Source organism: Sphingomonas rustica, assembly GCF_039652585.1.
GTDB classification, from domain to species: Bacteria; Pseudomonadota; Alphaproteobacteria; order Sphingomonadales; family Sphingomonadaceae; genus Sphingomonas; species Sphingomonas rustica.
Genome location: NZ_JBDIZK010000001.1, coordinates 304,976 through 325,519, shown reverse-complemented (window position 1 = coordinate 325,519; position 20,544 = coordinate 304,976). Strand labels below are relative to the sequence as shown.

At 67.5% G+C, this 20,544-nt stretch carries 14 protein-coding genes; 7 read left to right on the top strand and 7 right to left on the bottom strand.

The window, feature by feature from the left end; genetic code table 11:
- Nucleotide 1 precedes the first annotated feature (1 nt).
- On the top strand, nucleotides 2-814 hold the full coding sequence (locus TPR58_RS01465; protein ID WP_346244823.1) for an alpha/beta hydrolase: 813 nt from the start codon (nucleotides 2-4) through the stop codon (nucleotides 812-814).
- On the opposite strand, the gene TPR58_RS01460 is transcribed toward TPR58_RS01465, so the two are convergent.
- The 4 genes from TPR58_RS01460 to TPR58_RS01445 are packed head-to-tail and all read right to left on the bottom strand — an operon-like array spanning nucleotide 790 to nucleotide 4,926.
- Nucleotides 790-1,785: a VOC family protein gene (locus tag TPR58_RS01460; RefSeq protein WP_346244822.1), complete on the bottom strand. Its 996-nt coding sequence runs from the start codon at nucleotides 1,783-1,785 to the stop codon at nucleotides 790-792. The genes TPR58_RS01465 and TPR58_RS01460 overlap by 25 nt on opposite strands.
- On the bottom strand, nucleotides 1,782-3,356 hold the full coding sequence (locus TPR58_RS01455; RefSeq protein WP_346244821.1) for an FAD-binding oxidoreductase: 1,575 nt from the start codon (nucleotides 3,354-3,356) through the stop codon (nucleotides 1,782-1,784). Before TPR58_RS01455 ends, TPR58_RS01460 begins: the two co-directional genes overlap by 4 nt.
- On the bottom strand, nucleotides 3,353-3,706 hold the full coding sequence (locus TPR58_RS01450; RefSeq protein WP_346244820.1) for a hypothetical protein: 354 nt from the start codon (nucleotides 3,704-3,706) through the stop codon (nucleotides 3,353-3,355). The genes TPR58_RS01455 and TPR58_RS01450 overlap by 4 nt, the downstream gene beginning before the upstream one ends.
- A gap of 5 nt (nucleotides 3,707-3,711) precedes the next feature.
- Complete coding sequence (locus tag TPR58_RS01445) at nucleotides 3,712-4,926, bottom strand: class I SAM-dependent methyltransferase (RefSeq protein ID WP_346244819.1); 1,215 nt, start codon at nucleotides 4,924-4,926, stop codon at nucleotides 3,712-3,714.
- A gap of 254 nt (nucleotides 4,927-5,180) precedes the next feature.
- Here TPR58_RS01445 and TPR58_RS01440 point away from each other — a divergent pair, with 254 nt between their 5' ends.
- The 4 genes from TPR58_RS01440 (at nucleotide 5,181) to TPR58_RS01425 (ending at nucleotide 12,295) form a co-directional block, all read left to right on the top strand.
- Nucleotides 5,181-6,545: an NAD-dependent succinate-semialdehyde dehydrogenase gene (locus tag TPR58_RS01440; protein WP_346244818.1), complete on the top strand. Its 1,365-nt coding sequence runs from the start codon at nucleotides 5,181-5,183 to the stop codon at nucleotides 6,543-6,545.
- A 133-nt stretch (nucleotides 6,546-6,678) separates the two neighbouring features.
- Nucleotides 6,679-7,866, top strand: a complete 1,188-nt coding sequence (locus tag TPR58_RS01435) for an alpha/beta hydrolase (RefSeq protein ID WP_346244817.1) — start codon at nucleotides 6,679-6,681, stop codon at nucleotides 7,864-7,866.
- A gap of 213 nt (nucleotides 7,867-8,079) precedes the next feature.
- The gene (locus tag TPR58_RS01430) at nucleotides 8,080-10,521 is read left to right on the top strand and encodes a TonB-dependent receptor (RefSeq protein WP_346244816.1); all 2,442 of its coding nucleotides are present in this window, start codon (nucleotides 8,080-8,082) and stop codon (nucleotides 10,519-10,521) included.
- Between the two features lie 151 nt (nucleotides 10,522-10,672).
- On the top strand, nucleotides 10,673-12,295 hold the full coding sequence (locus TPR58_RS01425) for a family 43 glycosylhydrolase (RefSeq protein ID WP_346244815.1): 1,623 nt from the start codon (nucleotides 10,673-10,675) through the stop codon (nucleotides 12,293-12,295).
- A 19-nt stretch (nucleotides 12,296-12,314) separates the two neighbouring features.
- Here TPR58_RS01425 and TPR58_RS01420 read toward each other — a convergent pair whose 3' ends face one another.
- Both TPR58_RS01420 and TPR58_RS01415 read right to left on the bottom strand, forming a co-directional pair.
- Nucleotides 12,315-14,033 (bottom strand): FAD-dependent oxidoreductase, encoded by a 1,719-nt coding sequence (locus TPR58_RS01420; RefSeq protein ID WP_346244814.1) that lies wholly within the window; start codon nucleotides 14,031-14,033, stop codon nucleotides 12,315-12,317.
- Nucleotides 14,034-14,050: 17 nt separating this feature from the next.
- Nucleotides 14,051-16,078, bottom strand: a complete 2,028-nt coding sequence (locus TPR58_RS01415) for a carbon starvation CstA family protein (RefSeq protein WP_346244813.1) — start codon at nucleotides 16,076-16,078, stop codon at nucleotides 14,051-14,053.
- Nucleotides 16,079-16,233: 155 nt separating this feature from the next.
- On the opposite strand from TPR58_RS01415, the gene TPR58_RS01410 reads away from it, so the two are divergent.
- Both TPR58_RS01410 and TPR58_RS01405 read left to right on the top strand, forming a co-directional pair.
- Nucleotides 16,234-19,665, top strand: coding sequence for a hybrid sensor histidine kinase/response regulator (locus TPR58_RS01410; protein ID WP_346244812.1), 3,432 nt, complete (start codon nucleotides 16,234-16,236; stop codon nucleotides 19,663-19,665).
- Entirely contained in the window at nucleotides 19,662-20,303 is a 642-nt protein-coding gene (locus tag TPR58_RS01405) for a LuxR C-terminal-related transcriptional regulator (protein ID WP_346244811.1), read from the top strand. Before TPR58_RS01410 ends, TPR58_RS01405 begins: the two co-directional genes overlap by 4 nt.
- A 13-nt stretch (nucleotides 20,304-20,316) precedes the next feature.
- On the opposite strand, the gene TPR58_RS01400 is transcribed toward TPR58_RS01405, so the two are convergent.
- A complete protein-coding gene (locus TPR58_RS01400) occupies nucleotides 20,317-20,529 on the bottom strand; it encodes a YbdD/YjiX family protein (RefSeq protein ID WP_346244810.1) in 213 nt (70 codons plus the stop codon).
- Nucleotides 20,530-20,544: the final 15 nt, after the last annotated feature.

The following is a 20,544-nucleotide window of genomic DNA, read 5'->3' as shown; positions in this document are numbered from 1 at the left end:
GATGACGACGACGATGCGACGCCACTATGCCGACGGCCCGTTCGGGCAGATCCACTTCCAGGCCGCTTCGTCCGGCCGGCCGCTGGTGCTGCTCCACCAGGCGGTGATGCATTCGGACCAATTCTCCAATGTATTCGGCCCGCTGGCGGATCGCGGGCTGAGGCCGATCGCGATCGACATGCCCGGCTTCGGCATGTCCGACCCCACCGACGGGCCGCCGACGATCGCTGACCTGGCCGAGGCGGTCGCGCCGGTGCTCGACGCGCTGGGGGTCGACCGGGCGGTCGTGGGCGGCCACCATACCGGATCGCTGGTCTCGACCGAATTCGCCCTGCGGCATCCCGACCGGGTCGATGCGGTGGTGCTGGGCGGCGCGATCGTGATGCCGGAGGCGCAGCGCCTCGCACTGCGCGACGAATTCGCCGAACGGGAGAAGAACTTCGCAGCGCTTCCCGGCGCGCAGCATATGGTGGAACTGGCGCTGACCCGCGAGCATTTCGCGGCCGGCACCATCGGTCCCGAACGGATCAGCGACTATGTCGTCCAGGCGATGATGGCGCGCGGCGCCTATTGGTACGGCCACCATGCCGCCTTCAGCTATGACCACGCTGCCGCGATCGCGGCGCTCGCCCGCCCCGCGCTGATCCTCAGCAATACCGGCGACATGATCCACGACGCCGCGCTCGAGGCCCACAGGATGCGTCCCGACTTCGCCTTCGCCGCGATCGATGGCGGCGGCATCGACATCGTCGATCAGGAGCCGGTGCGCTGGGCGGATGCGATCGCCGACTATGTCGCGACGCTGGCGGACTGACCCAGCAGCTCATAGAATTCGAGGATCGCGCCATCGGGTGATCTCAGGCCGAAGCTCAGCACCTCGCCCATGCCGTGCATGTCGAACCGGTGGAGCGGTCGGGCAAGGTCCACGCCGGCGTCCGCCAGCCGCCGTGCTTCGGCGCGGGCATCGGCGACCGGGAAGCGCAGCGCGAGCAGGCCGACATTGGGCGGCACGCAGCGGGCGCCATGGTCTTCCCCGGTCATGTCGACGATCTGCATCAGCTCGACCGACCCGTCATTCAGGCCTTCGGGGTGCACGATCGCGACCCGCCGCCGCGTCGTCACGGCATGCGGCATCGGCAGGCCCAGCACATTGGCGCCCGGTTCCGCGACGTCGACCACCTCGTCGCGCATTACCTGTCGCCACCCCAGCCGGCGGCAATAGAAGTCGAGCGCGGCGTCCATGTCGCGGACCAGTTGGGTCGAATTGAACGCGCGCGAGAAGGCGCCGTCGGCGGGCAGGTCGATCCCGTCCTTCACCCGCGGCTCGATCAGCGCCAGCATCAGCCCGTCCGGGCCGACCGCGACCACCTGGGTGACGTCGAACGGTCCGATGACATAGTCCACCGGCTCGCCCAGCCCGGTCCAGCCGTGCCGTGCCTGCAGCGCGCGATAGCGGCTCCGCACGTCGCTGGTGAACAGGTCGATGTCGAAGATGCCGCCGCTGTCCCATACCCGCTGGCTGGGACGGATCAGCTCGCGCGGGACGCCCTCGAAGCTGACAAGGCGCAGCCGGCCGCGAATGCCGCCGGGCGGCACGAGCAGCGCCTGGCTGCCCGTCGCCTCCTCGGGCAGACCCCATGCGGTCAGCTGGCATCGCGGCAAGGGCGCGGTCGGGTGCCGCTGCCAGCCCCCGACATCGACCATCGCCGCGCTGGCCCGGTCGATGTCGAACACGCTGAAGACGAGCTCGTCGAACCCGGAAACCGGTGATGCCGGCTCGGTCAAAGGCCCAGATTGCCGGGGGAGAGCCGCGCCGACGGATCCAGCGCATGCTTCACCGATCGCACGAGCGTCAGCGCCTCCGGCGCGAGCCGGTCCGCATAGGGATAGGCCTTGCCCAGCTGGAAATGCGTTGCGCCGTGCGCCACGAACAGGTCGATGATCTCCGACTTCAGCTGGTGGACGAATGCCCGTGCCTCCGGGCTCGCCGGATGGACGGGCAGACCGCCAAGATAATCGGAGGGCAGCACCGACCGGTGATAGTCGGTGATCTCGTCCGGCCAGTACAGGGCGATCTCGTACAGGAATCCGCCCGACCCGACCGTGGCGAACATCCCGCCCAGCCAGATCCCGAGCTGCTTCATCTGCTGGTCGTGCGACGCCAGCCGGGCGCGATAGTCGCGCTCGAACCCGGCCACCCGGCTGTGCGGCAGGATGCCGTGGATCGGCACCCAGCGCTCGCCCGACGGCCCCAGCGTGTTGAACAGCGGCGCGAACGGCATGCCGCGCACGATCGCCGGGACGGTGGCGGGGATCTCGCGGCCCAGGCCGGTCGCCAGCGTGCGGATGCGGTGCAGCCGCGCCTTCACCTCGGCATCGTCGAAGCCCTCGACGATATAATGGACCATATAGGCCGAGGAGCCGATCACCCGCCGCGCCGATGTCGCCGCCTGGACCAGCTGCTTCACGCCCGCGGCGAGATTCGGCGAGCTCCGCAGGATCGACACGGCCATGTCGATGCTCGTTCCCGCCCGGTCCTGTCGCGCGATCTGTCCCTGCGACAGTGCGGCGTCGAGCGAGAAATGGCTGTCCTCGATCCGCTCCATCGCGACGCGGCGCATCGCCTCGTGCATCGAGGCGAAGTCGGGAAAGGCGAACGAGATCGGGCGATGCGCCGGCCGACTGCGCAACAGCGGCAAGGTGATCCGCGCCTTGATCCCGAATGCGCCGCAATCGCCGCTGAACAGCCCGGTCAGGTCCGGCCCGTAATGGCGGGTGAACGGGGCGGCGCCGGCTGCCGCGGTGCCGGTGGACAGGATCGCGCCGTCCGCGGTGACGATGTCGTAGGAGAGGACCGAATTGGCCGAGATGCCATAGGCGCCCGATCCATGGCTGATCGTGTGCTGCGACATCGAGCCGCCGACCGTGGCCGCCAGGCCCGAAAACGGTCCCCAGAACGGCGTCCGCAGCCCCTTTTCCGCAAGTTTGTCGCGCAGCGTCGCCCAGGTGACGCCGGCCTCGACCGTGACATAACCGTCCTGTTCGTCGATCGTGACGATCCGGTCCAGTCGACCCAGGTCGACCAGGACCAGGTCGTCGTCAAAGGCGATGTATCCGTCGGTATAGGATGCGCCGCCGCCGCGCAGCGACAGCGGCAGGCCGGCCCGACCGGCAGCGCGGACGACGTTCTGAAGCTCCTCGACGGTTCCCGGCCGCACCACCGCAAGCGGCAGCTTGCCGCGGCGATACACGTCGGTCGCACGCGACAGGGTCGCGTCGCCGGTCAGGACATGGTCTTCGCCGACGATGGCGCTCAGCACGTCGAGCATCTCGGCCCGGCCGGACTCGGGGCTCATCCGACCGCGATCTCGTCGATCGTGCGGATATAGGAATCGCTCGTCTCGCGCGCCGCGAGTTCGCCCGCTTCCTTGCGCATCAGGTAGAACAGCCGATCGAGCAGCGCCTGGCGCCGCGCCTCGCGCTCTTCCAGCGCCTGCTGGTCCAGCTCGAGCGTGGCGATGCCGGATTTCAGGTCGAGCCCGCTGGCGGCGGCGACCCGCTGCATCGAATCGACATCGTCGGCCAGCACGGAAACCTCGCTCGCCAGGACCATGATCATCGACATCATCTGGTCCATGCCGGGCGTGTCGTAGAAACCGGGCCGCTTGCCGCGTGCGTCGCGGCGCATCTTCGTCGTGTCGGTCATGTCGCTTACCCGGCCTTCCGTGCGATCAATACTTCCCAGCCCCCGCCCGGGGCGAATTCGCCGGCGGTGAACTCCCGGTCGGCGACGCTGTCGGCTGCATCCTGGCTGTATCCGGCGGCCTGCGCCGCGGCGAATTCCATCACCGCCATCGGCGCGGTGTCAAAGCAGATCGTGTCCGCGGGGAAGCCGGCCGCCTCGGCCAGCTTGACCTGGTCCAGTTCGCGCATCGCACCCCAGAAGGGCTCGTTGTTGTAATAGGTCTCGTTGTCCAGGATGAACTGGGTGAACGGATCCATCAGGTCGAACGGGGGCAGGTCGGCATGGATCATGTACCCGCCCGGCGCCAGCACGCGGTGGCACTCCTCGAAGATCCGCGGCATCGCCTTGCCCGAGGTTTCGTGCAGCAGGATGTGGCTGACGACCAGGTCGAAATAGCCATCCTCGAATTCGGTCCGCTCGGCATTCATCTGGGCGAAGTTGACGTCCAGCCCCATCGCGCCGGCACGCGCATGGGCATAGCGGATCTGCGGCGCCGCGACGTCGACCCCCCAGACTTCGGCCTCGGGGAACAGCTCCTTGTAGGGCAGGGTCGAATGACCGACGGTGCAGCCCATGTCGAGGATGCGCTTCGGGCTGAACCCGTCGAGGCGGCGCTTGATATAGTTGCAGACCGACCGGCCCATGTCGTCATTGTTGGGGCCGGTATATCCCATCGAATAGAGGAAGACGCCGCGGTCGTAGAGCGCGCCCAGCGTCACGTCCTGCTCGCCCGGCTCGCCGGCATAGCCGCCGGGCATGCAATGGATGTCGAGCGCGCTGACATAGCGGGGCACTTCGAACTGCTCCGGCACCACCAGCTTGCCGCCATTCGCGGCGGACGCGGCGTCGGCCTCGGCCCGAAGCGCCTGCGGGTCGCTGTCGATGCTGTCGATCACGCTGTCCCAGAGCAGCTCCTGGCTGATCCGGTTCACTGCCGCATAATGCTGGAAATAAATGTCGGGGACCATCGACTTGCGGATGTCGTGGCGGTCGGCGGGTGCGCGGCCGGCTTCGCGCTCGAACCGCTTTCCGGCGCGCCCGCGATAAACGGGCTGCAGGCCGGGCAGCAGCCCGTGCTGGATATATTGCTTGAGGCTCTTGGCGAATTCCTGGCGGGATGCCTCCTGCGGCGTCGCCTTGGGCAACACGGCATGACGCGCCTGTTGGAACGTGTTCAGCATTCGGGGCCTCCGTTCGCGGGGCTGGATCGCCGCCGCCTTTCGCTCGACGCAGACTAGGTAGCTGCCGCGCCGCTGCCAATGCATGGCGGGCGGCGGGCATGGCCGACTGGCGGATAGGTCGGCGGACGCCGCTGACGGTCCGGCTCCGGCTGCGCATGCTTTCGGGAAGCGACGCCCGGGCATCCGGACCCGGCACGGGCTGTGAGCCTCGGCGGCGCGGCGGGGCCGCGTCGGTCCTCATCAGGGAGAGACAGGTGTATCGTTCGTTCAACCCCGCGACCGGCGAGACGATCGCCGAATTTCCGTTCGCCGAGGATGCTGCGGTCGAGGCTGCGATGGCGAACGGGCATCGCGCCGCCGCGCGCTGGCGGGCAGCGGACCTTGCCGAGCGCCGGACGGCATTGACCCGACTCGCCGACTGCCTGGAGCGTGACGCGGATACCCATGCCCGGCTCATCGCGCTGGAAATGGGCAAGCCGATCGCAAGCGCGCGCGCCGAGGTGATCAAATGCGCAACCAACTGCCGTTGGTATGCCGACCATGGCGAAGCGCTCCTCGCGCCCGAGGCGGTGCCGCATCCGGGCGGCGAAGCCGAGGTGCGGCACGAGCCGCTCGGCGTGGTGTTCGCGGTGATGCCGTGGAATTTCCCCTATTGGCAGGTGGTGCGCTTTCTCGCGCCGGCGCTGATGGCGGGGAACGCCGTGATCCTGAAACATGCCTCCAGCACGCCGCAATGCGCCGCCGCGCTGGAGGCCGCGGGGATCGAGGCGGGCCTGCCCGAGCATGTCTTCCAGAACCTCTATCTCGATCGCGCCCAGCTGGAGCGTGTCATCGCCGATCCCCGCATCGCCGCCGTCACCCTGACCGGCAGCGAGGGCGCGGGCATGTCGGTGGGCGCGGCGAGCGGTCGCGCCTTGAAGCCGTGCGTGCTCGAACTGGGCGGCAGCGATCCGCTGATCGTGATGCCGAGCGCGGATCTCGGCCGTGCCGTGGCGGCGGCAGTGACCGGGCGCTATCAGAATAGCGGCCAGTCCTGTGTCTGCGCCAAGCGCATCCTGGTGCATCGCGACATCTATCCGGCGTTCCGCCAGGCGTTCCTGGCGGCGGTGGCGAAGCTGCGGACCGGCGATCCGTTCGACAGCGCGACCGATCTCGGTCCGCTCTCCAGCCCCCAGGCGCGCGACGAGCTGGCGGCACAGGTCGCCCGCGCGATCGACCAGGGCGCATCGCTTCTCGCGGGCGGATCGGCAATGGCCGGTCCGGGCGCCTATTACGAGCCGACCGTGCTCGAAGGCCTGCCCGAAGGGGCCGAGGCGCGGGTCGAGGAGATGTTCGGGCCGGTCGCGCTGCTGTTCGAAGTGGCCGATATCGACGAGGCGATCCGGGTCGCGAACGAAACGCCGTTCGGCCTGGGATCGAGCGTCTGGACCGAGGATGGCGGGGAGCGCCGGCGCTTCGCCGATGACCTGGCATGTGGAATGACCTTCTTCAACGCGAACACCGTGTCCGATCCGGCGCTCCCCTTTGGCGGGATCAAGCGCTCTGGCTTCGGACGCGAACTCGGGCGGTGGGGAATGATGGCGTTCGTCAACGTCCGGCTCGTGTTCTCGGCCGCCTGACCGTTGGCGAGGGGCGTGGGGACCGGGTCGAGGCCCGTGATCTGCTCGCTTGGCGAACAGTCTCCGGCTGCATGGCTGCGCTTCGCAGGCAGCCGGGTCAGCCTGTGAGCATCAGGCTATGGGGAGCAGGGGAATGAAGTCAGTCCTGGCGACGGCGCTCGCCGCATCGGCGGCGCTACCGGCACTGCTGGCCGCCCCGGCAGCGGCGCAGGATGCGCCGCGCAAGTGCGGGACGGCAGACCTCATGAACCCGCTATTCTACCAGCCGGTCGAGCAATTGCCCGACTCGCGGATCCGCTTCCGCCTGTGCGCGCCAGAGGCGACCGAACCCCGGGTCGTCAGCGCTGATATCGAAGCGATCCCGTCCGGTTACGACGGCAAGCCCGCTGGCCTGGTCATGACCCGCGACCAACTCGGTTACTGGGTCGCCACCACTGCGGTGCCGGTTGCCGCGGGGACCTATTCCTATGGGTTCAGGATCGGGGGCCTGACGATGGCGGATCCCCAGGCGGAGCAATTCTCGGTCAGCTATCGCGGCACCTCCTCGGTCCTCGAGGTTGCGGGGCTTGGCGGTGCATTTCAGCGCTATGATCCCGCAATCCCCCATGGCGCGGTCTCGACGATCGACTATTCGTCGGCGAGCCTCGGCGTGGTGCGCCGCGCCCATGTCTATACCCCGCCCGGATACGAGAAGGGCGGCACGCGCCGCTACCCGGTATTGTATCTGGTGCACGGCGCCGGCGACTCGGACGACAGCTGGACCTCGCGCGGCCGGGCCCATTACATCCTCGACAATCTGATCGCCTCGGGAAAGGCGGTGCCGATGATCGTGGTGATGCCGGCGGGGCATACCGTGTTCAAGCCGGGCAGCGACCTGTTCGCGAACAAGGATTTCGCCGACGACCTGGTCAAGGACCTGATCCCGCTGATCGACGGCCGCTACCGGACCCAGGCCGATCCTGCGCACCGGGCGATGGCGGGCCTGTCGATGGGGGGCGCCCATACCCTGTCCTGGGGCCTGCCCAATCCCGGAGTCTTCGGACCGATCGGCATTTTCAGCATGGGATTCTACCTGCCTGGCCAGGAGGAACGGTTCATCGCCGCCAATGACGCGAATCTCCGCGCGCGCGCCAGGGCGGGGGCGCCGGTCGTGTTCGCGATGGGCAAGACCGATTTCCTCTATCCGGCAGTCGCGCCGACGCGCGCAATAATGGATCGTTACGCGATCCGCTATCGCTATATCGAGAGCGAAGGTGGTCATACCTGGGTCAACTGGCGCGACTATCTCCGTGAATTTGCCGGAAGTATCTTCAAAAGATAAAAATATCTCAACGATGAAATAATAAGTAACACTGCGCCGATAGTGTGCCGGTGGCCGGGTTGACTGACATGAATTATAAGACAACTGGATGTTCGCTAGGCGAACATTTCAAACGAAACCATCCAATCTGATCGATATCTGCATGATGTTGAATTGCCCGGAGACCGACGCGGGTCCGGTCTGGGCGAAACACAAGCAGAGAGGTTGGGGGTCATGAGATATAGTGCTTCGCTTGCCGCGATTTCGGCAGTTCTAATCCTGGGCATGCCGATGACTGCCGCGGCGCAGGACGCGCCGAGCGAAACCGGGGCGGAGGCAGAAGCCTCGCCCGGCGCCGAAGGCGAGATCGTCGTCACCGCGCGCAAGCGTGAGGAAAGCATCCTCAAGACGCCGGTCACCGTGACAGCGCTGACGGCGGATCAGATCGAGAAGCGCTCGATCGTCTCGATTTCCGACGTGGCGGCCAACACGCCCGGGTTCAACGTCAACAACAACTCCTCGGGTCGTGCCGACCGCACCATCCAGGGCGTCATCATCCGCGGCTTCACGCCGTCCACGGTGGTGGCGACGACGACCTCCACCTTCATCGATGGCGTTCCGGTCTCGTCGCCCAGTGCGCTCAACAGCGTGGGCGCGGCCGAGCGGATCGAGGTCCTTCGCGGCCCGCAAAGCGCCTATTTCGGCCGCAACACCTTCGCCGGTGCGATCAACGTGGTGAACAAGGTGCCGACCGGCGAATGGGCAGGGTCGGTCACCGCGATGCTCGGCACGCGCGAGAACTACCGCACCCGCGCCGAGCTTGAGGGGCCGATCGCCGGCGAGGCGCTGACCTTCCGTGCGACGTTCGACCGGTTCGGCAAGGAAGGGTCCTGGGTGGCTACCGACGGCGGCACGCTGGGCGATCAGAAATCGACCGCAGGGTCGCTGCTGGTCGCGGCACGTCCGGCACCGTGGCTGCGCGCCAAGGTGTTCGCATCCTATTCGAAGGATGAGGACGGCATTTCCGCAAGCACCCGCGTGTCGGCCGTCGACGTTCGCGACGGCTCTGGCAATATCATCTATCGCGGTCAGTCCAACTGTACGCTCAGCGGGTTCAATTCCGCCGGTGCAGCGGTGCAAAATCCGTTCATCTGCGGAACGCTGCCGAGCCTTGCGAATCAGCCGTCGACCAACCGGATCGCGGACGATTATATCCGCAACTTCCTCGCCAATCCGACCGGACGCGTGCTCGATCCGTCCGATGGCGTTCAGGGATACGGCATGGTGCGCCGCTATTTCCACCTTCACGGCACCGTCGACATCGACTTCTCGCCGCAACTCACCGGCACCATCCTTGCCGGGTATAATAACGAGAATTGGAGCCAGTTTTCCGACCTCGACGGTTACGACACCACGGCGCTTCCCAACTCCGGCGGACCGGGATCCCGTCCCTATTTCGACTTTCCCTATCTCGGTGAACGCATCTCGAAGGATTATTCGGTCGAGGCGCGCCTGTCCTATGATTCGGAGTCGTTCCGCGGCGTGATCGGCGCCAGCCTGCTCGACGGACGCAACCGCAGTTCGATCGGCGGCGGCAATCGCGCACTCGGCACGACCGTCTTCGCCAATGGCGGCGGCACCGATCGCGCCAAGACCTTCGGTATCTTCTTCGGCGCGACCTATGACCTGACCCCGGACCTGTCGGTCAGCGCCGAGGGCCGGTATCAGATCGACCACAGCTATGCCTATTTGACGCGACCTGGTGCGCCGGTCGAGCCCGGCCTGGGGCCGCTGCTCGTCGACTCCGTTTACAAGAACTTCCTACCCCGACTGATCGTCAATTACGACTTCGCACCGAACACGATGTTGTACGCGTCGGTCGCGAAGGGCGTGAACCCGGGCACGTTCAGCACCGCTCTCCTGTCGGCGTCGGAAACTGTCTACGCTCAGGCAATCGCCGCAGGCATCACTTTGCGTGTCGCTCCGGAAAAGGTGACCAACTACGAACTCGGTGTGAAAGGTCGTGGGCTCGGCAATGCGCTGACTTATTCGATCGCCGGCTACTATGCCCCGTGGCGCGATCAGATCAATTCGATCGTCGTGATATCGGGCGGCGACAGTGCGTTCTTCTACGGCAGCGCCAATAGCGGCTCAGTCGATCTCTACGGTGTCGAGGCCCAGGCTTCCCTGCGGGCCAGCAGTCTCGTCACCTTCGAACTGGGCGGGGCGGTCAATCTCAGCCACATCAACGTCTTCAAGAACAATTCGCTCACCACCTTGTCCGGGATCACCGACTTCACCGGCAAGGAGCAGCCGAACAGCTCGAAATATTCGGCGGTCGGCGCGATCCAGCTCGGTGGTGAGGTGAGGGGCTGGACGGACTCGTCCTGGTTCGGTCGACTCGACTGGAACTACAAGTCGGGCGTGTGGTCGAACCAGGCCAACATCGTCCGCACGCAGGACCGCCATGTCTTCAATGCCCGCGCAGGCATCACGCGCGGCATCTTCTCGATCGAGGCGTTCGTGACCAACATCCTGAACGACAAGAAATATGTCAGCGTCTACGACAATTTCATGTTCACGCCGTCCTTCCAGTACACCAGCAACTACACCGCCCTGCTGGTCGGCCTGCCGGAACTCCGGACCGCAGGCGTCCAGATGCGCGTGAAGTTCTGATGCGATGACGGGCGGGGGCCTTGTGCTCCCGCCCGGCCTTCGAACGACGTGCACGAACGATCGCGGACTCGAACGGCGGATTTGCAATCCGGGGTGTGATGTGGGGTAAAGTCCCTACCCCGGCTCGTTGCCGCCTTTCGGGACCCGATTGATGAAGACCACCCGCAGAGAGACGTTCAGCCTCGCGTTCGCCGCGGGGGCGGTCGGGCTCGCATCCGACGCGGTCGCATCGGACGGTTCGACGACCGGCGCGCAGCCGCTGCCCAGGTGGAAGACCGGCGTCGAGGGCCAGCGCGTGGCCGATCTTGGCGACGACCGCTATCGCAATCCGGTACTGGCCGGTGACCGGCCCGATCCCAATGTGCTGAAAGACGGCGACGACTATTACGCGACCTTCTCGTCCTTCCAATATTATCCCGGCGTCCCGATCTGGCATTCGCGCGACCTGATCCACTGGACGCCGCTCACCACCGCACTCAACAAGAATATCGGATCGGTCTGGGCGCTCGACATCGCCAGGCATGACGGGCGCTATTTCATCTACATTCCCGCGCTGGACCCGCGGGACGCCGCCCGCCCGCTCAAGACCTGGGTGATCCATGCCGACAACATGCGCGGGCCGTGGAGCGATCCCATCGACCTGAAGATCGACAATCTGATCGATCCCGGCCACGCCGTGGGCGAGGACGGTAAGCGCTACCTGTTCTTCAACGGCGGCAACCGCGTCGCACTCACCGAAGACGGGCTGGCGACCGCGGGCAAGGTCGAGCATGTCTATGACGGCTGGCCGATCCCTGCCGACTGGACCATCGAAGGGTTCGCCCTCGAAGGCCCGAAGATGCTGCACCGGCAGGGCTGGTTCTACATGTTCTCGGGCCAGGGCGGCACGGCAGGGCCGCCGACCAGCCACATGGTCGTGGTCGCGCGATCCCGGTCTATCCACGGGCCGTGGGAGAATTGCCCGCACAATCCGATCGTCCGCACCGCCAGTCGCGACGAGCCCTGGTGGTCGCGCGGCCATGCGACCGCCATCGAGGGTCCTGCCGGCGACTGGTGGCTGGTCTATCATGGCTATGAGAATGGCATGCGGACGCTGGGCCGGCAGATGCTGCTCGAACCCATCGCCTGGACCGAGGAGGGCTGGCCCCGCGCGCTGGGCGGCGACCTGTCGCAGCCCTTGGCCAAGCCGGTCGCCCGCTCGACCGGACCGCACGGCGTCGCACTTTCAGGCTTCGTCGACGACGCGTTCCGCACGAAGCTGGCGATCTACGATCCCGGTTCGGACGGCGAGCGCCGCGCCTCGATCTCGCGCGGCAGCCTGAAGCTGACAGGGAGGGGCAAGGGGCCGGCCAATGCCTCCCCGGTCCTCTTCGTGGCGGGCGACCGCGCCTATGAGCTCAGCGTCGAGCTCGAGATCGAGCCGGGCGCACAGGGCGGGTTGATCCTGTTCTACAACGAGAAGCTCTTCTGCGGCCTTGGCCTGTCGGACGGCAAATTTCACGCGTGGCGCATCGGTCAGGAAGAGCGCTGGCCGCCGGGCGGCCCCGCATCGTCGCGGCGGGTGCTGCTGCGGCTGGTCAATGACGAGGACGTCGTGACCTTCTACCACAGCACCGACGGCAGTACGTGGACGAAGGAGCGATCCTACGAAGTCTCCGGCTACAACCACAATGTCGCGGACGGATTCCTGAGCCTGCGCCCGGGCGTCTATGCCGCGGGCACCGGCAGCGTCACCTTCCGCAACCTGGTCTATCGCGCACGGCCAACCCGATGACTGACCAGCCCGCCGCCGATCAGTTCTCCAGTCGCCGCTCGACCTCGCGCGCCGGCTTTTCCAGGATCTGGCCGCGCGCGATCAGGTCGGCGCGCAGCGCGGCATAGTCGATGTCCTGCACCGGCACCTTCGCATCGATCGCCAGCGCCGCTGCGGTGGCGGCCGACTGGCCCAGGATCATGAACACCGGCTCCATCCGGATCGAGCCATAGGCGATGTGCGACGCCGACAGCGCCACCGGCACCAGCAGATTCTCGGCCTGGGCACGCTTCGGCACGATCGCGCGATAGCTGATCGGATAGGCGTCGCCCGGGCTCACCTCGATATTGCCCTCGTTGCGGGCAAAGCCGCGATCGTCGACGAAGCGCTGCACATTGTGCGAATCCATTGCATAGGATCCCATGCCGATCGGATCGGGCGTGCGCTTGGCCGCGCGCAGATGCGGCTCGGCCATCACGAAGTCGGACACCATCCGGCGCCCTTCGCGGACATAGATCTCGCGCGGCCAGTTGCCGTTCTGGACGAACTCGTCCTTGCACAGGCCCCATCGGTTCATCTCGGTCCGGACCGACTGCGGCACTTGCGGGTCGGTCGCCAGGAACCACAGCAGCCCCTTCTGGTAGCTGACATGCTTCGCCAGGATCGCCTCGCGCGCCGCGTAGCTTGCCTCGGGATAGTCGTGGTTCAGCCCGATCGCGTCGAACGAGAAGGCGCCCCAGTTGTTCACGTCGGTCTTGCCGTTGGGCACCCGATCGAACTTGCGGAACACCTCGTTGAAGCCGGCGGCCAGATAGCGCGCCAGCAGCTGATAATCGGCAGCGTCATAACCGGCGGGCGGCGCGAGCGGCACGCGGTTCGACGCGACATCGGTCATGCAGAGGCGATAGGTATAGGCCTGGATCTTCTTGTCGGCACTGCCGTCCGGTCCCGGACGCTCGTTCGTCACATAAGCGAGCAGGCCGCTCTCGGGCCGGCCCGGCGTGCGATAGGGATCGACGTCCGCCTTGAACTGGTGGCTCGTCGTCTTCGCGACCTGCACGCCGTTCAGCGTCTCGCCATAGGTCGCGTTCGATTCGCGCCCGGTGGTGTAGCTGATCCCGGCGGCGGCCATCAGGTCGCCCTCATAGGTGGCGTCGATGAACATCGCGCCGCGGTGGCGAGCGCCGTCCAGCGTGCGGATCGAGACGATGCGGTTGCCCGCCTTCTCGACGCTGCCGGCGCTGCGGTCGAGCGGGCGATCGTAGAGCGGCGTGACGCCGGCGGCGGTCAGCCAGCCGTCGAACACCGCCTGCGCCGCGCTCGGCTCGAACAGCCACTGGGCGCCGTCGGCGACGTAGCGCGGTTGTTCGCGGGCGCGGTCCGATTCGTGCTTCCACGCCGATGCCTGGTCGTAATGCTGCTTCAGCCGCTTGTAGAATTCCAGCGACAGGCCGCCGATCACCCCGTGGTTGCCGGTGTCGGAATAGCCCAGGCCATTGGTCGTCAGCCCGCCGACATAATTGCGCTGGCAGATCAGCGTGACCGACTTGCCATGCTCGCGCGCGCTGATTGCCGCGATCACGCCTGCGGAGGTGCAGCCATAGACGACCAGGTCGCTCTGGCTCGCCTCGGCGGTAGCGGTGCCGGCGGCACTGTGCTGCGGTGCCGGGGTCGTGGCGCAGCCGCCCGCCGCCAGGGCGGTCAGCGCCGCCATCGGCAGCAGATGGCGCCAGCGGGCGATGCGGTTACGCGAGATCATCGAAACACTCTCCATGGTCAGCCATGCGCCGTGGTGACGGGCTGGCCGTCATCCCCGCGCAGGATGCGCAGTGCGCCGCGCAGCGAGCTTGCCGCCGCCACCAGGACGACGAGGATCAGCACCGCGGTCAGCACGGCATTGGTATAGTCGCCGCGCAGCATCGCGGCGGTGGCGGGGCCGGTCTTGGCCGGGTCCAGCGACGCGGCGTGCGACAGGAAGCCGACGCGCGGATCGGCGGCGAACAGCTTCATCACGCCGGCGGTCAGGGTGATCACCGTCAGCGCCAGCGCCGGCACGCCCGTCACCCACCAATAGCGCCGCCGCGACGACCGCAGGATCGCCACCGTGCAGGTCAGCAACGCGATCACCGCCAGCATCTGGTTTGCGATGCCGAACAGCGGCCACAGCGAGTTGATCCCGCCCAGCGGATCGATCGCCCCCTGGTACAGCAGATAGCCCCAGGATCCGGCGGCCAGCGCGGTCGCCAGCGCGCCGGGGGCGAAGCGGGTGGTGTCGCCGAACCAGGGCGAGACGGTCCCGCCGAAATCCTGGATCATGAACCGCGCGACCCGGGTCCCGGCATCGACCGTCGTCAGGATGAACAGCGCCTCGAACAGGATCGCGAAATGATACCAGAAGGCCTTCATCGAATCGGGCCCGCCCAGCGCCGACAGGATTTCCGAGATGCCGACCGCCAGCGTCGGTCCGCCGCCGGTGCGTGACAGCAACGTGTGTTCCCCGACCGCCTTGGCCGAATCGAGCAGCGTCGCCGCGTCGATGGCATAGCCCCATTGCGAGATGGTCGCCGCGGCGGTGGCGGCATCGGTGCCGATCAGCGCGGCCGGGCTGTTGATCGCGAAGTACAGGCCGGGATGCAGGATCGTCGCCGCGATCAGTGCCATCATCGCCACGAAGGATTCGGCGAGCATCCCGCCGAACCCGACCAGCGGAATGTCGCCCTCGCTCGCGATCATCTTCGGCGTCGTCCCCGACGCGATCAGCGCGTGGAAGCCGGACACGGCGCCGCAGGCGATGGTGATGAACAGGAAGGGAAACAGGCTGCCGGCAAACACCGGGCCGCTGCCGTCGATGAACGGCGTCACCGCCGGCATCTGCAGGCTTGGCGCGGTGAAGATCAGCCCGACCGCCAGCAACAGGATCGTGCCCAGCTTGAGGAAGCTGGACAGATAGTCGCGCGGCGCGAGCAGCAGCCACACCGGCAGCAGCGAGGCGATGATGCCATAGCCGATCAGCATCAGCGCCAGCGTCGCCGCGTCGAAGGTGAACCAGGCGGCCAGCGCCGGATCCTGCGCGACATGGCCGCCCAGCACCACCGACACCATCAGCAGCACCGCGCCCAGCAGCGCGATCTCCAGCGGCCGGCCGGGACGGAAGAAGCGTCCGTACAGGCCCATCAGCACCGCGATCGGCATCGTGGCGAAGACGGTGAAGGTGCCCCAGGGGCTTTCGGCCAGCGCCTTGACGACGACCAGCGCCAGCACCGCCAGCAGGATGATCATGATCAGCAACAGGCCGAGCGAGATAACCGTGCCGGCAACCGCGCCGAGTTCATCGCGGGCGATCCGGCCCAGCGACAGCCCGTCGCGCCGGGTCGACAGGAACAGCACCACCATGTCCTGGACCGCGCCCGCCACGACCACGCCGACGAGGATCCACAACATGCCGGGCAGATAGCCGAGCTGCGCCGCCAGCACCGGGCCGACCAGCGGTCCCGCTCCGGCGATCGCCGCGAAATGATGGCCGAAGGTCATGAACCGGTCGGTCGGGACATAGTCGAGCCCGTCGGCGCGCCGCACCGCCGGGGTCGGCCGCGACGGGTCGATCTGCAGCACGCGGCGGGCGATGAACCGGCCATAGAAGCGATAGGCGAGAATATAGACGCAGGTCGCGGCGGTCAGCAGCCACAGCGCGTTGACCGGCTCTCCCGATCCCCGCGCGATCACCCCCAGCGCGAGCGCCGCGGCGCACGCGATCAGGACGAAGGGCGCGAGCGCCACCCAGTTTCGCGCAGACGCGCCCCGCATTGCCTCTCCGCCCTTTACCGGTTCCCGTGCACGCCTCATGGCAAAGCGCGTGCGAACACGGACCCCCTACTTAAGGTCGGTCGACCTGGCGAGCCCCGACCCCTATTTGTCGGCGCACAGAGCGGCGAAGCCGCCGGGTGGGGAGCATTTGTCGATTGACCGCAATTACCGTCATCGGCCTGACCCTCCTGTATGTCGCGCTGTTGTTCGCCATCGCCTGGCTGGGCGACCGGCGTTCGGGGATCATCGAACGGCTGTGGCGCTCGCGCTGGTTCGCGACCCTGGTCTATTGCCTGACGCTGACGGTCTATAACACCAGCTGGAGCTTCTACGGGTCGGTCGGCCGCGCCACCTCGGCCGGCTGGGCGTTCCTGCCCATCTATATCGGCCCGGTGCTGGTATTGTTGCTGTGCCAGCCGATGCTCAGGCGGCTCGTCGCGATCGCCAAGGCGCAGAACGCGACCTCGATCTCCGACCTGCTCGCCGCGCGCTACGGCAAGAGCCAGCTGCTGGCCGCCGCCGTCACCCTGTCCAGCCTCGCGGCGGTGCTTCCCTATATCGCGCTCCAGCTCAAGGCGCTGGCGGTCACCTTCGACATCGTCACCGCGGCGGCGACCCCGGCGGACGCACCGATCTGGCGCGACACCTCGTTCGTGTCGGCGATCCTGATGGCGGTGTTCGTCATGACCTTCGGCGTGCGCTACAGCCATTCGAGCGAGCGGCATCGCGGGCTGATGCTCGCCGTTGCCGCGGAGGGCGTGATCAAGCTGCTCGCCTTCGTCATCGTCGGCATGTGCATCGTCTTCGGCTTCTTCGACGGCCCCGGCGATATCCTGAGCCAGGCGATCCAGCGCATCCCCGAAGAGGCGACGCGCATCCTCGCCCCCGACTTCACGCTGCCCGCCTGGTATGGCCAGACGCTGATCGCCGCGCTCGCCCTCATCTGCATGCCGCATCTGTTCCAGGTGGTCGTGGTCGAAAGCGAGCGGCCGGGCGACCTGGGCGCGGCGCGCACCTTCTTCCCGGCCTATCTCGCGATCCTCAGCATCTTCATGATCCCGATCGCGCTCGCGGGCCTGCTGACCTTCGGCGGCGCGGTCGCGCCCGACAGCTTCGTGATCGCGCTGCCGATGGCGTTCGATTCGCCCGCGATCGCCTCGCTCGCCTTTTTCGGCGGGCTGTCCGCCGCGACCGGCATGACGATCGTCGCCACCCTCTCGCTTGCGACGATGTTGTGCAACGACGTGATCATGCCCGTCATCCTGCGCCGGCGCCGGGACGAGCTGGGCGGCGACGACGTCTCGGCGCTGCTGCTGCGGGTGCGGCGCATCGCGGTGGCGATCATCATGCTGCTCGCCTTCGCGATGCACCGGGTGGTGGTCAGCGGCTATCCGCTGACCGAGATCGGGTTCGTCTCGTTCGTTGCGACCGCCCAGTTCGGCCCGGCGGTGATCGTCGGCATCTATTCGTCACGCCCGCACATGCCTGCGGCGGTCGCGGGAATCGTCGGCGGGATGACGGTCTGGGCGTGGATGCTGCTGCTGCCGCCCGATCTGACCGCATCGATCGTGCCGCCGTTGCTGCCCGATCTGGGGCGCAGCGACCCGATCACCGCGACGACGATCTTCAGCCTCCTGGTCAACCTGGCGCTGCTCTACGGCCTGTCGCGCTATCGAGCAGGCCGGCCGGCCACGACGCCGGACGGCTTCATCGGCGGCTATCCCGCGGTCGAGCGGATCGCCGACCTCAAGGCGCTCGCGGTGCGCTTCATCGGCGTCGATGCCGCCGAGCGGGGCTTTCGCGGCTTCGCCCGCGACCATGGCCAGCGCGCACCCGGCGATCCGGTCGACAGCCTGGCGATCGACTTTACCGAGAACCTCCTTGCCGGCGCGATCGGCACGCCGTCCGCCCGGGTGGTGATGACCGCCGCGATGCGCCGGGACCAGCCGTTCGACGAGGCCGCGCGCCAGGCACTGGAAACCGCGTCCGAGGCGCTGCGCCTCAACTATCAACTGCTCCAGGGCACGCTGGACGGCGTCCGCCAGGGGATCTGCGCGTTCGACAACGAGCTTCGCATCACGGCGTGGAACCGGCGCTTCTGCGAGGTGCTCGCCTTCCCGTCGGACCTGGTGAAGGTCGGCATGCCGCTGGCCGAGGTGATCTCGTTCAACCTGTCGCGCGAGGAATATTCGCCCCAGGATATCGACGCGCTGGTCATCAACCGCGATCTCACGCGCCAGACCTGGCCCTATATCTACGAACGCGAGCGGCCCGACGGGACGGTGCTCGAGATCACCTATGACCGGGTCGGCGACCAGGGCTATGTCTCGACCTATACCGACGTGACCGAGCGGCACAGCGCCGCCGAGCGGCTGCGCGCGGCGAACGAGGGGCTGGAGGAACGCGTCGCGCAGCGCACGCGCCAGCTCCAGGCCGCCAAGAGCGAGGCGGAGCGCGCCAATGCCGGCAAGAGCCAGTTCATCGCCGCCGCCAGCCACGACCTGCTCCAGCCGCTGAATGCCGCGCGCCTGTTCGTGTCCGCCATTGCCGAGCAGACCCGCCCGGCCGGCAACGGATCGACGGTGCCCGATCCCGCCGAACTCGCACGGAATGCGGGCGATGCGCTCAGCGCCGCCGAATCGCTGATCGAGGCGCTGATGGACATTTCCGCGTTCGACGGCGGCGCGATCCAGCCGAAGCTGCGGCGCATCCGCCTGGCCGATATTCTCGAGCCGCTCGAAAACGAGTTCCGCATGCTCGCCAGCGACAAGGGGCTCGCCTTTCGCGCCCGGCCCTGCGCGCTGGTGGTCGAAACCGATCCGCAACTGCTCCGCCGGCTGCTCCAGAACCTGCTGTCGAACGCGGTCCGCCACACGTCGCAGGGCGGGATCCTGCTCGGCTGGCGGCGGCGCGGCGCGGCGGTGCGGATCGAGGTATGGGACAGCGGGACGGGGATCGCGCCCGATCAGCATGACGCGATCTTCGGCGAATTCTACCGCATCCGCGGGGCCGGCGCCGCGACGCCGGGCCTTGGCCTTGGCCTGGCGATCGTGGACCGGACCGCGCGGCTGCTCGATCATCCGATCGGTCTGCGCTCGGTGCCGGGGCAAGGGTCGCTGTTCCATATCACCGTGCCGCTCGCCCGGTTGCAGGCGGTTCCCGCCGCGACGCGCGTGGTGCGCCCCAACGAGGCGACGACGGCACTCGACATCCTGGTGGTCGATGACGATGCCCGCATCCGTGCCGGCATGATCGCGCTGATCGAACATTGGGGGCACCGTGTCACGACCTCCGACGGCACCAGCCTGCCGGGGGGGCGTCCCGATCTGCTGCTGGTCGACTATCATCTGGGCGATGACCGAACCGGGCTCGACCTGCTGGCTGCGGCAACCCGGAAATGGGGACCCGGCCTGCGCGTCGCGGTGCTCACCGCCGATCGCCAGCCGGAGGTGGCTGCGCGAGTGCGGGCCGCCGGTGCTCTGCTGCTCTACAAGCCGGTCAAGCCGGCGCCGCTGCGCCGCGTGATCGTCGATGCCGAGCGCGCCGACGATGGCGGCCCGGTCGCCGAAGGCGGGGGCCAGTCATGACGCGGATCCTGATCGCCGACGATCACCCCCTGGTACGGACCGCGGTCAAATACGCACTGGAGGCGGCGATCGACGGGATCGACCTGATCGAGTGCGGCACGATCGCGGGCGCGCACGATCAGCTCGATCGCGATCCCGATATCGACCTGGTCCTGCTCGACCTCGACCTCCCCGATGCCTCGGACCTGTCCGGCGTGATCCAGCTGCTGGGTCAGCATCCGACCACGCCGATCGTGATCCTCAGCGCCAAGACCGATCCGGGCCTGGTGCGGCGCGCGGTCGCAGCCGGGGTCGCCGGCTATATTCCCAAGATGTCGAGCATGGGCGAACTGGTCCGCATCATCGGGCTGGTGCTGGACGGAGAGCGCTGGTGGCCCGAACTGGGCGAGGCCGATGACGAGGAGGCACAGCTGGTCGCGGGCCTGTCCGAGCTGACCAGCCAGCAATTGCGCATCCTCGCGCTGGTGATGGCAGGCAAGCTGAACAAGCAGATCGCCAACGACCTCGCCATCTCCGAACAGACGGTGAAGGTCCATGTCTCGACCATCCTGCGCAAGCTGCACGCCGTCTCGCGCACCCAGGCGGCGATGCTGGCGGGACAGGCGATCGCGCGCGGCCTGTGGTCGCCGCCCGAATAGCAGCCGCGGCCGGTCAGCAGCAGCGGTGCGAGGACCGGCCGTAGCGCGCTTCGAGCCGCCGCCGGTCGAATGCGCCGCGGCTCAGCGGCGCATGCCCCTTGGCGGCGGCGTGGCGCAGATGCGCCTCGTAATCGCCCGCGCCGAAAATGATCGCGATCGCCCGGCCCAGCCGCGACCCGGCACCGGCACGCGGCGGTTCGGCAACGGGATCGGCTTCGCTGGACATGCAGGGATCCTCGCA